Origin of the sequence: Mycobacterium simulans (genome assembly GCF_900232995.1) — a bacterium.
Taxonomy (GTDB): domain Bacteria; phylum Actinomycetota; class Actinomycetes; order Mycobacteriales; family Mycobacteriaceae; genus Mycobacterium; species Mycobacterium simulans.
This window is the reverse complement of sequence record NZ_OCVX01000003.1, coordinates 624,702-637,771: the sequence shown is the minus strand read 5'-3', so window position 1 is coordinate 637,771 and position 13,070 is coordinate 624,702. Positions and strand designations below refer to the sequence as shown.

At 64.0% G+C, this 13,070-nt stretch carries 11 protein-coding genes; 8 read left to right on the top strand and 3 right to left on the bottom strand.

Translation table 11 applies throughout. The features are described from left to right. The 4 genes from MSIMFI_RS03715 to MSIMFI_RS03700 form a co-directional block, all read left to right on the top strand. Positions 1-360: hypothetical protein (locus MSIMFI_RS03715; protein WP_224770062.1), on the top strand; the 360-nt coding region annotated here is incomplete at its 5' end. 76 nt (positions 361-436) lie between these two features. Beyond that, positions 437-1,762: a UDP-glucose dehydrogenase family protein gene (locus MSIMFI_RS03710; protein WP_186241331.1), complete on the top strand. Its 1,326-nt coding sequence runs from the start codon at positions 437-439 to the stop codon at positions 1,760-1,762. 174 nt (positions 1,763-1,936) lie between these two features. Next, positions 1,937-2,602 carry an Rv0324 family HTH-type transcriptional regulator gene (locus tag MSIMFI_RS03705; RefSeq protein ID WP_191496179.1) on the top strand — a complete coding sequence of 222 codons (666 nt, stop codon included), beginning with the start codon at positions 1,937-1,939 and terminating at the stop codon, positions 2,600-2,602. A 202-nt stretch (positions 2,603-2,804) separates the two neighbouring features. After that, on the top strand, positions 2,805-3,470 hold the full coding sequence (locus MSIMFI_RS03700) for a class I SAM-dependent methyltransferase (protein ID WP_224770061.1): 666 nt from the start codon (positions 2,805-2,807) through the stop codon (positions 3,468-3,470). Here the strand turns inward: MSIMFI_RS03700 and MSIMFI_RS03695 are convergent. Further along, entirely contained in the window at positions 3,467-4,780 is a 1,314-nt protein-coding gene (locus tag MSIMFI_RS03695) for a cytochrome P450 (protein ID WP_224770060.1), read from the bottom strand. The two genes, MSIMFI_RS03700 and MSIMFI_RS03695, sit on opposite strands and share 4 nt — an antisense overlap. Positions 4,781-4,881: 101 nt before the next feature. Here MSIMFI_RS03695 and MSIMFI_RS03690 point away from each other — a divergent pair, with 101 nt between their 5' ends. Further along, a complete protein-coding gene (locus MSIMFI_RS03690; protein ID WP_191496177.1) occupies positions 4,882-5,484 on the top strand; it encodes a TetR/AcrR family transcriptional regulator in 603 nt (200 codons plus the stop codon). Here the strand turns inward: MSIMFI_RS03690 and MSIMFI_RS03685 are convergent. Next, complete coding sequence (locus MSIMFI_RS03685; protein WP_224770059.1) at positions 5,465-6,091, bottom strand: class I SAM-dependent methyltransferase; 627 nt, start codon at positions 6,089-6,091, stop codon at positions 5,465-5,467. The genes MSIMFI_RS03690 and MSIMFI_RS03685 overlap by 20 nt on opposite strands. Beyond that, on the bottom strand, positions 6,081-6,827 hold the full coding sequence (locus tag MSIMFI_RS03680; protein WP_191496176.1) for a helix-turn-helix domain-containing protein: 747 nt from the start codon (positions 6,825-6,827) through the stop codon (positions 6,081-6,083). Before MSIMFI_RS03680 ends, MSIMFI_RS03685 begins: the two co-directional genes overlap by 11 nt. A 160-nt stretch (positions 6,828-6,987) precedes the next feature. On the opposite strand from MSIMFI_RS03680, the gene MSIMFI_RS03675 reads away from it, so the two are divergent. From MSIMFI_RS03675 to MSIMFI_RS03665, 3 genes are all read left to right on the top strand, one after another. Beyond that, on the top strand, positions 6,988-8,154 hold the full coding sequence (locus tag MSIMFI_RS03675; RefSeq protein WP_191496175.1) for an NAD(P)/FAD-dependent oxidoreductase: 1,167 nt from the start codon (positions 6,988-6,990) through the stop codon (positions 8,152-8,154). A gap of 73 nt (positions 8,155-8,227) precedes the next feature. After that, entirely contained in the window at positions 8,228-8,971 is a 744-nt protein-coding gene (locus MSIMFI_RS03670) for a nucleoside phosphorylase (protein WP_224770058.1), read from the top strand. Between the two features lie 429 nt (positions 8,972-9,400). Then, complete coding sequence (locus MSIMFI_RS03665) at positions 9,401-13,069, top strand: nitrate reductase subunit alpha (RefSeq protein WP_191496174.1); 3,669 nt, start codon at positions 9,401-9,403, stop codon at positions 13,067-13,069. The last annotated feature ends 1 nt before the right edge of the window (position 13,070 follow it).

The window sequence follows — 13,070 nt, the reverse complement described above, 5'->3', positions numbered from 1 at the left end:
CCCCAGGCCCCGGCGCCGGTGCCCCAGGCTCCCGTCCCGGTGCCCCAGGCTCCTGTCCCGGTGCCGGAGGCTCCCGCACCGATACCTGTTCCGGCGCCTGCTGCACCCGCCCCCGGGCCGGCGCCCATTCCGGTTCCCGTTCCGATACCGGCGCCCCCGATCATCGGTCCTCAGTTGCCGTTTGACCCCCCCGGTAGGGGCGGGGGTCGCGGTGGCGGCAAGCCTCCTGGCATCGGCAAGTTCCCCGGTGGCGGCAAGCCTCCCGACATCGGCAAGTTCCCCGGCGGCGGAAAGTTCCCAGGCGGTAGGGGCGGCGGCGGTCGCGGTGGGTTCAACATCCCCGGGATCCCCGGCCTCTAAATTCGCCGAGTAGCCGTCACCTGCTGTTCAGCGTCGCGATGCAGTTCGCTCATCGCAGCCACCTACACACGGTGGTATGCGATGCACCGTATTTGGCACCGGCTACCTGGGTGCCACCCACGCCGTCGGCATGGCAGAGCTGGGACACGAGGTCGTCGGGGTCGATATCGATCCGGGTAAGGTAGCCAAGCTCGCGGGGGGTGATATCCCCTTCTATGAGCCCGGGTTACGAAAGCTGTTGACTGACAACCTCGCAGCGGGACGATTGCGGTTCACCACCGACTACGACATGGCGGCTGAATTCGCCGATGTGCATTTCCTTGGAGTTGGCACGCCGCAAAAGAAGGGCGAATATGGGGCTGATCTGCGCCACGTGCACGCCGTCATCGATGCGCTGGTGCCGCGTCTGACCAGGGCATCGGTCCTCGTAGGCAAGTCAACGGTCCCGGTAGGGACGGCAGCAGAGTTGGGGCGCCGAGCCAACGCGTTAGCGCCCCGCGGAATCGAGGTCGAAGTTGCCTGGAATCCGGAGTTCCTGCGCGAGGGCTTCGCGGTGCGCGACACCCTGAATCCCGATCGCATTGTGCTTGGGGTGCAAGATGATTCGGTTCGCGCCGAGGCGGCCGTGCGTGAACTGTACGGTCCGCTGCTGGACTCGGGTGTGCCGTTCCTTGTGACTGACCTGCAGACCGCGGAGTTGGTGAAGGTGTCCGCGAATGCCTTTCTGGCGACCAAGATCTCATTCATAAACGCGGTTTCGGAGGTATGCGAGGCGGCGGGTGCCGATGTTAGCCTGCTGGCCGACGCGCTCGGTTACGACACTCGAATCGGACGCCAATGTCTCAACGCGGGTTTGGGTTTCGGTGGCGGCTGCCTACCCAAGGACATCCGCGCGTTCATGGCCCGCGCCGGTGAACTGGGAGCCGATCAGGCGCTGACGTTCCTGCGTGAAGTCGACAGCATCAACATGCGCCGGCGCACCCGGATGGTCGAACTGGCCACAGCCGCATGCGGCGGTTCGCTGCTAGGCGCCAACATCGCAGTGCTGGGTGCGGCCTTTAAACCCGAATCCGATGATGTACGAGACTCTCCTGCGCTCAATGTTGCGGGCCAGCTGCAGCTCAACGGCGCCGCGGTTAACGTGTACGACCCGAAAGCCCTAGAGAACGCCAATCGCCTATTCCCCACGCTGAACTACGCGGTGTCGGTCGCAGAGGCCTGCGAGCGTGCGGATGCGGTGCTCGTGCTTACCGAATGGCGAGAATTCGTCGACCTCGACCCCGACGACTTGGCCGACCGGGTGCGGGCCCGCGTCATCGTCGACGGCCGCAATTGCTTGGATGTTGTTCGCTGGCAGCAGGCCGGGTGGCGGCTATTCCGGCTGGGTTCGCGCCGCCCTTAGCTGCCGCTTTGCCGTAGCGGTCCGCCGCATGTTGCGGGGTCGACCGTCGGCTGTCGGTGGGTGCCGTCGCCCAAGCCATCTCTAGCCTCGTGTTCATGGGTTCACCATCCGCCGCGTATTATGTAGTTCCAACGAACAGTGGAATTACATTCCAATGAATATTGGAGAAGCGAGATGAGCGGGCAACCCGATCGCAAAGCGGCACTATTGGAGCAGATCGCTCGGGTAGGCAAGGCGCTCGGTAACGGGCGGCGGTTGCAGATCCTCGACTTGCTTGCCCAGGGCGAGCGCACGGTCGAGGCTATCGCGACCGCGACGGGGATGAACCTGACTACGGCGTCGGCGAATCTGCAGGCGCTAAAGAGTGGCGGGCTGGTCAAGGCTCGCCGTGACGGGACCCGGCAGTATTACCGCCTTGCAGGGGAAGACGTGGCAAGGCTGTTTGCGCTGGTGCAAACCGTCGCCGACGAACATCTGGCCGACGTGGCGATTGCGGCGGCGGACGTGCTTGGCTCCCCAGAAGATGCGATCACGAGCGAGGAACTGCTGCGCCGGCGCGAGGCGGGCGAAGTCACGCTCGTCGATGTGCGTCCGCACGAGGAATACCAGGCGGGTCATATCCCGGGCGCGATCAACATCCCGTTAGCCGAGCTTGCCGAACGGCTCGCCGAACTCCCGGCCGACCGCGACATCGTCGCCTATTGCCGGGGCGCCGACTGCGTAATGGCGCCCGACGCCGTCCGTATCGCTCGCAAGGCGGGACGGGGAGTGAAACGACTCGACAACGGAATGCTCGAATGGCGTTTGGCCGGACTGCCGGTTGACGAGGGCGCGGCGTAAAGGAATGCGCCGCCAGGAAGACCAAGTCGCAGACCATGCCGTATCCGACTATGAGTGACCGTTTCATGTCGCTCTCCTGGTGCGGATCCCTATGGTCCATTAATCTATAATTCCATAGAATAATTGGAATAAGCCTGGCGGCCGGCCGGCCGGCCGCCGAGCAATCCGCGAGCAATCCGCGGGCGAGAAGGGAAGGCACCTGTTGTCCGACGGACGGTCGGAGCTAGCCGCAGCGCAGCGCGAACACTGGCAGGACACCTACCGGGTGCATCCGAAAATGTACGGGTCTGGCCCGTCAGAGCCGGCGCACTACGCGGCCGACGTGTTTGCGGCGGCGGGCGTCGGGCGGATATTGGAGTTGGCGGCAGGGCATGGCCGCGACACCCTGTTTTTCGCTCATCGGGGCTTCACGGTGGTAGCCACCGATTTCAGCGACGTGGCGGCCGCGCAGATAGGCCGAGTGGCCCAGGCCCAAGGCGTGGCCGCGCGGGTGGAAGCAACCGTGCATGACATGCGCAACCCGCTGCCGCTGGCGCCCGGCTCCATCGACGCCGTTTTTGCGCACATGGCGTTGTGTATGGCCCTGTCCACCAAGGAAATTCATGCGATCGTCGACGAGGTCGGTCGGGTGTTGAAGGCGGGCGGAAAGTTCATCTATACCGTCCGCCACACCGGCGATGCGCACTACGGCATCGGGCATTGCCACGGTGACGACATCTTCGAGTGCGGCGGGTTTGCGGTGCACTTCTTCGACCACGAATTAGTGGAGAGACTGGCTGCTGGCTGGATACTCGACGACGTGCACGCTTTCGAAGAAGGTGATCTCCCGCGGCGGCTATGGCGTGTCACCGCGACCAAACCCAACTAGACCAGGCTGCGCTGCGGGGTAAGCCGCAGGCGTGCACCATGTTTGGGGACGGTGGTGATGTTTCGTACCAAGGGTGTCTCGCCCTTCTGGGGTCCCGCCGCACTGACGGTGAATCGCCGAAAGATCTCTTGCAGGATGACTACGCCCTCGGTGAGCGCGAATCCGAAGCCGAGGCAGCGGCGCACGCCTCCACCAAATGGGAGCCAGGTGTTGGGCGCCACGCTGCCGTCGAGAAACCGGCCGGGACGAAACTCTGTCGGGTCTGGGTGTGATGCCGCGTTGGCATGGGCCAATAGGATCGACGTGTTGACCACCGTCCCAGTTGGCAATCTCCAGCCACCGATCTGTGTTGGCGCGGTGACTTTCCTTGCGGTAGAGGCGATTACCGTATGCCGACGCATGCCCTCTTTGAGGACCGCCTCCAGGAAGGCGTCATCACCGCCGACGGCCGCAGCTGCGACCTGGTCTTGGATGTCGGGCTCTTGAGCAAGTTCCCATAGCGTCCAGGACAGGGCCGCGGCGGTTGTTTCATGGCCGGCCAGTAGCAGGGTGATGAGTTGGTCGCGGAGTTCGGTATCGGTCAACGGCGCTGTGGAGGCGTCCTTGGTCTGCAGAAGTCGGGACAACACGTCTGTGCGGGTGTCGAGGTCGGAAGCATTGCGGCGGAAGGCGATTTCGCGGTAGAGGATGGTGTCGATTTTGCGCTGGCCGTCGAAGAAGCGCTTCCACGGGTTCACGCGTTTAAGCCACGGGTACCGAAGGCCAGCGAAGATCGCGGGATGGATGTTGATGATGTCCTGCAGGCGACTGGTCAACTCGGCCTTGACAATTGGATCGGTGACGCCGAAAACGACCCGCAGAATGACGTCGAGGGTAAGCGCGTTCATGCAGTCAAGGCTGTTGATGCTGGCATCGATCGGCCATTGCGTGATGTGCTCACGGGCAACTGAAGCGATCATGTCGCGGTATCCATGCAGCGCGGCCCGGGTGAATGCAGGCATCAGCAGCGAGCGCATTCGAGCATGCTCGGCTTCGTCGGTCGTCAGCACCGAGTGCTCGCCCATGACGAGACCCAGGATCTGGTTGCCCTCGCCCCCGTGGAGCAACTTCGGATCGGCCGCGAAGATCTCCCTGATGTGTTCGGGGCGGGTATAGACCACCAGGTTGTCGGCATAGGGGGGCACCTGTAACGAGAACACGTCTCCGTACTTGCGGTGCATCGCCGGCAGGAATCGTTCCCGAAACTTCAGATACAGCACGCTTTGCACATAACGGGGTAGCCGGGGCCCGGGTGGCAACGCCGCCGTCACCGTACTGCCTCGCCGAAGCGAACAACCTCGGTTGCCACAATCGCTCTCCCGATAAACAAATGTTTGATGTAAACAATTGTTTATCACGATAGGATTCATTCATGCAACAGCCACGTACCAACCGCGACAAGCTGCTGGATGGCGCCCTCGTTTGCCTACGGGAACGCGGTTATGGCAACACCAGCTCGCGCGACATCGCGCGTGTCGCAGGGGTAAACGTCGCCTCGATCAACTACCACTTCGGCAGCAAGGACGCGCTGCTCGACGATGCACTGGGCCGTTGCTTCGCAACCTGGAACCAGCGGGTTCAGGAGGCTTTCGATCGGTCAGCGGCTACCAGTCCCTTTGGGCAGATTCAGGCAGTGTTGGAAGCCACCGTGGATTCCTTCGAGCAGATTCGGCCCGCGGTCTACGCGTGTGTCGAGGCATACGCGCCAGCGCTGCGCTCAGATGCCCTACGGGAACGCCTCGCCGCCGGATATGCCGACGTACGGCAACATTCGGTCGAGCTCGTCAGCGCTGCCCTCGCGGGCACCGACATTGAGCCGCCCGAGAGTTTGCCGACCATCGTCTCGGTACTGATGGCAGTCATCGACGGCTTGATGATCCAGTGGATCGCCGACCCGTCCGCCACCCCGCGGTCGGCAGAGGTTCTCGACGCGCTCGCCGTCATCGGCGCAGTAGTCACGTCGCCGTCGCGGTGAACCACACGATCGACGGATGGTCCGACCTGCGCTCGATACGGACGTCGCCGAAGCCGGCGGCGGTAAGCCATGCCGCGGTGTCGTCGGTGGTGGGCACGCGGTAGATCGACGGGTCGAAACGCGCGGGGAGCGGCCGGTCATCGGTTATGGATGTAAGGACGAGGCGGCCCCCGGGCCGCAGTGCTCTAGCGATGTCATACAGGGTGACGCTGGGGTTCGGCCAGAAGTAGAAGTTGTACACGCTGAGGGCCTTGTCAATGCTGTCGTCGGCAATCGGCAAGGTTATTCCGTTGCCGTGATAGACCGAGATATCGCCGGATGCAATGGATTTCGCGTTGCGCCGGGCGGCGATTGCGATCATGGTCTCGGAGACTTCTACGCCGATCACTTCGGCACCGGCAGCGGCGAGTAGGCCAAGGGTTCGGCCGGGGCCGAAGCCGATTTCGCAGATTCGCTCGCCGGGCGCTGGCTCCAGAAGTTCGATAGCTATGCGGTTGACGCCGGCGGTTTCCGTTCGCCAAATCAGTCCCAGTAGTCGACCGAACGCGCCGCGCGGCCCGGCGGCCTGCCTCGACAGGTACCTCGGAATCGAGCGGCTAGTCTTCAACGGAAGGTCCGGTAGTGGCTCGAACGACAAACTCGGCGAGGGTCTGGGCCACCACATCGTCATCGGTCAGTCCGGGCCGGGCGATGGACGGCGGCCCTGGCGCCGGGTCGAAGTGACGGGGTATCGCCCACATTGCACAGAGCTCGACGATGGTCCGGGCCACCATCGGCGCTGGCCCGGGCAGGCTCAGCTGGCCGGGACTCTCCCGGCTCAACAGATATAACTGGAACGCATCCACTTGGGCGTCGCGCCCGGTGCCGAACCAAACCTCAGCAAGGTCGGGTAGCTCTGGGGCGCAGCGGTCGACAAGTTTGAGCGCGATCCGGTGCCGGGCAAGGCGACGGTAAAGATCGGTGACGATGCCCGCAGGTTCTGCTCGCCCGTGTGCTGGTGTCGCTGTGGCGGGCGATGCTTGTTGCAACGCCTGCGTCAACCTCATGTCGGCGACCTCGTCGGCAAGTCGCTGCGAGACCAACGCGGCAATCTCGCCGTCGTCAGGCGCGGCCACTGGAAGATCCGACGGTGGCGGCGCCGGTTCATGGGAGTCGCCATACCGCACAGCCGCCGCGAACAGCGCCGCCTTGCCCTGGGCGTAGCCGTACAGCGTGCCCTTGGCCAGGGCGAGTGCGTCGGCTACGTCCTGCATCTGGGTGCGCTGGTAACCGTGAGTGATGAACACCCGCGCCGAGGCAGCGATGACGGCCGGAAACCGATCTGCCGGGATCGTGCGGGCCACGACGGTAAACATATAACTGACCGACTTGGTCAGTCAACTCCATTCGGCTGCCTGTCGAACCTCCGCTCGCTTGCGCGACTTCCTCAACCATTCTACTATTCCATTGATCTATGGAAAATACTCCCTTACATGCCGCGTCTACTGCAGAAGGCAGCAGGCCATGAGCAAAACAATCGTCATCCTCGGCGCCGGTGTCGGCGGTCTCGCCACGGCCGACACTCTGCGCCAGCTATTACCGCCCGGGGATCGGATCGTATTGGTGGACAACAGCTTCGACGGGACGCTGGGCTTGTCGCTGCTGTGGGTGCTGCGCGGCTGGCGTCGGCCTGAGGAAGTCCGTGTCCGGGCCACTGCAGCGTCGCTGCCCGGTGTCGACTTGGTCACCGCGACCGTCGACCGCATCGACATCCCGGGCCAGGGGGTGCACACCGATCACGGCGTCATTGGCTACGACGCGTTGGTGATCGCGTTGGGCGCGACGCTGAACGCCGGGAGTGTTCCAGGCTTGGCGGACGCGCTCGACGCCGGCGTTGCGGGCCAGTTCTACACACTCGACGGTGCTGCCGAGCTGCGTGCAAAGGCCGAGGCGCTGGAACGCGGCCGGATCGCTGTGCTCGTCGCGGGTGTGCCGTTCAAATGCCCCGCTGCACCGTTCGAGGCGGCGTTCCTTATCGCTGCCCAACTCGGCGACCGCTTCGCAGATGGAACCGTACTGATCGACACCTTTACACCCGACCCGTTGCCGATGCCCGTCGCGGGACCCCAGGTCGGCGAGGCATTGGTTGCGATGCTCAAGGATCGGGGTATCGGATTCCATGCCCGCAAGGCCATCACTCGGATCGATTCCGCCGAAACGACGCTGCACTTCGACGACGGCACCTCCGAACCGTTCGACCTGCTCGCGGTGGTTCCGCCGCATGTGCCGTCGGCTGCGGCTCGGTCGACGGGCCTGGGCGAGGTCGGGTGGATTCCGGTGGACCCGCACACCCTGTCCACTACGGTCGACAGCGTGTGGGCTATCGGTGACGCGACCGTGCTGACCCTGGCGAATGGCAAACCACTGCCCAAGGCGGCAGTGTTCGCCGAGGCCCAGGCTGGAGTTGTCGCCCACGGCGTCGCTCGTTATCTCGGGTACGACGTGCCCGAGCGGTTGTTCACCGGAGAGGGTGCCTGCTACGTCGAGACCGGCGACCGCCAGGCCGCGAAGGGCGCCGGTAATTTCCTCAGCAGCCCGGCACCCTCGGTGACGTTGTACCCGCCGTCGCGGGAGTTCCACGAGGAGAAGGTCGCGCAGGAACGAGCTTGGCTGGATCGCTGGAACACTTGACGTATCGGAGCTAATCATCGACGACCAAGGCAGTTATCCACTGATTGCACCAAAAGACTTCGATGCGCCTTCGGTGTTTCGCGCCGAGAATCTGCTGCGCGAGGCACGCCGCCAAAAGTCGCTACCGGAGGAGTCCGTTCCGGCGGTGTGTGTCCTGGATCCCGACGGCGACATCGTCCGCCACCTGGCGCGAACCGGGACGGGACACCGCCACGCGGGCTGGGCTTGCTACCACACCGACATGTGGGTCACCCACGTCAACGACCGCGAACTCGGAGTTGTCGGAATGGCCGTCGGTGCGCCGTTCGCGGTGCTGGTGGCCGAGCAACTCGCCGCCTCGAACGCGGCGTTGGTTATCAGCATCACGTCCGCGGGGCGGATTAGTGGCGGCGAGACACCACCGTATTTCGTGCTCATCGAACGGGCCCTGCGTGACGAAGGAACCAGCGCTCACTATGTTGCGCCCAGTGAATGGAGCTATCTGGCTCCGGGACTCCAGGAGAAACTCCGAAATGCATTCGACGTCAATGGCATCCGGATAGTCGCGGGAAGCTCGTGGACCACCGATGCGCCCTACCGTGAAACCGCGATGGCCATCAAAGAAGCTCAGCGACGCGGGATCGCATGCGTCGAAATGGAAGCTGCGGCACTCTACGCCTATGCCTCCACCGCAGGCCGAGACGTCGTCTGTCTGGCGCATATCACCAACACGATGGCGGTCGATGGCGACGACTTTGAGAAGGGCATCGACAATGGGGTCCACGAATCGCTGGTGGTTGCCGCCGCGGTCGCCGCGGCGGTCATCGGCTCGTCCTAGCGACCTCATGGCTTCCACCAATCCCCTTGTGGAAAACACAATTTCGTTAAGCAATGCGGCGGCCCAGGTCCGCAACGCCACCGCTTTCCGGCAACCTCGCTATCGGTAGCTTCGGGTATCCCGGTGGTTCCCGGTGCAGTGCTACTTGGACCCAAAATACATGTGTTAACGAAAAGGAAAATATTTAATTCGGCATTGTGACGCTCGCGCGGTTGGTCGCCGCCGTGTTCTGGCGATCACTTCCTCTATCAGCGGTTTTTCGGGGCCGACGGCAATAGTGTGACGCGCTCCTCACACAGCAATATGACCGCGGTGTTAAGGCAATCGCACAAGCGCCCGCGCGGCTCCGTGCGAACTTTTGACCAGCCAAAAACGTCCCTTACCCTTCGGATGAATGGCCGCGATAGTCGTTGATCGAGAGGAGGCGCCGTGGTCGATCTGACGCACAATCAGCAGACCGCTGCTGACGCCTTGCTCCGATTCGGCAAGTATTTTCATCGCGGCGAGATCTCCCCGGATTACCGCGCGCTGCACAAGATCGGTGGCCGCTCGGCGGACGACTTTTACCGTGACCGCTGGGCGCACGACAAGGTGGTGCGCTCGACACACGGCGTCAACTGCACCGGATCATGCTCATGGAAGATCTATGTCAAGGACGGCGTCATCACCTGGGAGTCCCAGCAGACCGACTACCCGTCGGTCGGCGCCGACAAGCCCGAGTACGAGCCACGCGGCTGCCCGCGCGGCGCGTCGTTCTCCTGGTATACGTATTCGCCTGCGCGAGTGCGCTATCCGTACGTGCGCGGCGTCCTGCTCGAGTACTACCGCGAGGCCAAACAGCGATTGAACGACCCCGTGCTGGCTTGGGCCGACATCGTCGACGATCCGGTGAAGTCCCGCCGTTACAAGGCGGCGCGCGGCAAGGGCGGGTTCGTTCGTGCCGAGTGGTGGGAGGCCGCCGAAATCGCGGCGGCGGCGCACGTGCACACCATCAAGCGGTACGGCCCCGATCGGGTGGCCGGATTCTCGCCTATCCCGGCAATGTCGATGGTCAGCCATGCCGTTGGGGCCCGGTTCATTTCGCTGCTCGGCGGGTCGATGCTGTCGTTCTACGACTGGTATGCCGACCTTCCGGTGGCCTCGCCGCAGGTGTTCGGCGACCAGACCGACGTGCCCGAGTCCGCCGACTGGTTCGACGCCGGATACCTGATCATGTGGGGCTCCAACGTTCCGGTTACCCGGACGCCCGATGCGCATTACATGACCGAGGCGCGCTATCGCGGCCAGAAGGTGATCGTGGTCTCGCCCGACTACGCCGACAACACGAAGTTCGCCGACGAGTGGCTGCCGGCGCGCCCTGGCACCGACGCCGCACTGGCGATGTCGATGGGGCACGTCATCCTCAAGGAGTTCTTCGTCGACCGGACCACCCCGTACTTCACCGACTATGTGAAGAAGTACACGGATCTGCCGTTCCTGGTAACACTGGACCAGCGCGGCGATGACTGGCTGCCCGGAAAGTTCCTCACCGCAGCCGATCTCGGCGATACCGGCGAAGGTGCCTTGTCCAAGACGGTGCTGCTCGACGGGCAGGGCAATCCGGTGGTGCCGAACGGCTCGCTGGGACACCGGTTCACGGCTTCCGGCGAGGGCCACTGGAACCTCGACCTGAATGGTGTCGACCCGTTACTGACGCTGCACGGCACAGACAGCGACGTGACGGCGGTGAAACTGCCGCGATTCGACGGCGACCGGCCCGGCGTGCTGACGCGCGGAGTACCGACGAGAATTGTTGCCGGACAACGGGTCACAACCGTCTTCGATCTGCTGCTCGCCCAATACGGCGTGCACCGCGACGGCCTGCCCGGAGATTGGCCGACGTGCTATGACGACGCGACACAGCCGTACACCCCAGCGTGGCAGGAGCCGATCACCGGCGTGCCCGCCCAGGCGGTGGAACGGATCGCACGGGAATTCGCCGACAACGCCGAACGTTCGCGCGGCCGGTCAATGATCCTGATGGGCGCGGGAACCAACCACTGGTTTCACTCCGACCAGATCTACCGCTCGTTCCTCACGCTGGTGATGCTGACCGGCTGTCAAGGCGTCAACGGCGGCGGCTGGGCGCATTACGTCGGTCAGGAAAAGTGCCGGCCGGTCACGGGCTGGTCGACGCTGGCCTTCGCGTTGGATTGGCAGCGCCCGCCGCGGCAGATGCAGGGCACGGTGTTCTGGTACCTGTCGACCGACCAGTGGCGCTACGACCGGTTCACGTCGGAGGCTATGGCTTCCCCGCTGGCCGAGGGCCGGTTCGCCGGCCGAACGGCGGCCGACAATATCGCGCTGGCGAGCCGGCTGGGCTGGATGCCGAGTTATCCCACGTTCAACCGCAATCCGTTGGATCTGGCCGATGAGGCGGCGCGCCTGGGCAAGGATGCGTCGGCACACGTCGTGGATGGGTTGAAGTCCGGCCATCTGTCGTTTGCGTGCGAGGATCCTGATGCGCCGGACAACTTCCCGCGCTGCCTGACCGTCTGGCGGTCGAACCTGCTGGGCTCGTCGGCGAAGGGCAACGAATACTTCCTCAAACATCTGCTGGGCACCGATTCGAATGTCGCCGCGCGCGATGAAGACGCGGTGCGTCCCCAGGAGGTCCGCTGGCGCGACGAGGCTCCCGTCGGAAAGTTGGATCTGTTGTTGTCGCTGGACTTCCGAAACACCAGCACCACATTGTTTTCCGACATCGTGCTGCCCGCCGCCACCTGGTACGAAAAGCACGATCTGTCCAGCACCGACATGCACCCGTTCGTGCATGCGTTCTCGCCGGCGATCTCACCACCATGGGAGACCAAGACCGACTTCGAGGCGTTCCACCGGATCGCGCGCGGATTCTCCTGGCTCGCCGAAAAGCACCTGGGGAAGCGCAACGACATCGTCGCGGTGCCGCTGCAGCATGACAGCGCCGACGCCACCGCGCAACCCGGCGGACGGGTGCTGGACTGGAAAGCAGGTGAGTGCGAACCGATTCCCGGCAAGACGATGCCACGTCTGGTCGTCGTTGAGCGGGACTATCCCGCGGTCGGTGAAAAGATGGCGGCACTGGGACCGATGGTGGAAACCGTCGGCCTCACCACCAAGGGCGTGACGACGCATCCCGACGCCGAGGTGGAGTACCTGCGGGGCGTCAACGGTGCGGTGGTCAGCGGCATGGCCGTCGGGCGGCCGTCGCTGGCCAAGGACACCCACGCCGCCGAGGCCATTCTCGCTCTGTCCGGGACGACGAACGGGCGCCTCGCGGTCGAGGGGTTTGAGGCGCTGCAACGCCGCACCGGCACTGAGCTGGCTGATCTCGCGAAGGAGAATGAGGGACGGCGAATCACGTTCGCCGACACACAGTCTCGGCCGGTGCCGGTGAACACGTCGCCGGAGTGGTCCGGTTCGGAGACCGGCGGCCGTCGCTACTCGCCGTTCACGATCAACACCGAGCGGCTCAAGCCCTGGCCCCCCCTGACGGGTCGCCAGCACTTCTATCTCGATCACGACTGGATGAACGAGCTTGGGGAGCAGTTGCCGATCTTCCGTCCGCCACTGGACATGACGGCGCTGTTCGACGAACCCGTTGTGGGTAACAGGGCCGGCGATTCCGTCACGGTGCGGTACCTGACGCCCCACTCCAAGTGGTCCATCCACTCCGCATACCAGGACAACCTGTACATGCTCACGCTTTCCCGTGGTGGGCAGGCGATTTGGATGTCAGACGTCGATGCGGCGAAGATCGGCGTCAAGGACAACGACTGGATCGAATGCACGAACCGCAACGGTGTGGTGAATGCGCGTGCGATCGTCAGCCACCGGATGCCCGAAGGCTTGGTCTTCATGTATCACGCGCAGGACAAAGCGGTGGACGTTCCGCGTACCGAGAAGACCGGCAAGCGCGGCGGCATCCATAACGCGCTGACCCGGATCATGATCAAGCCGTCACACCTGATCGGGGGCTACGCCCAGCAATCCTTCGCCCTGAATTACCACGGGCCCACCGGAAACCAGCGCGACGAAGTCACCACGATCAGGCGGCGTTCGCAAGAAGTGGAGTACTGAC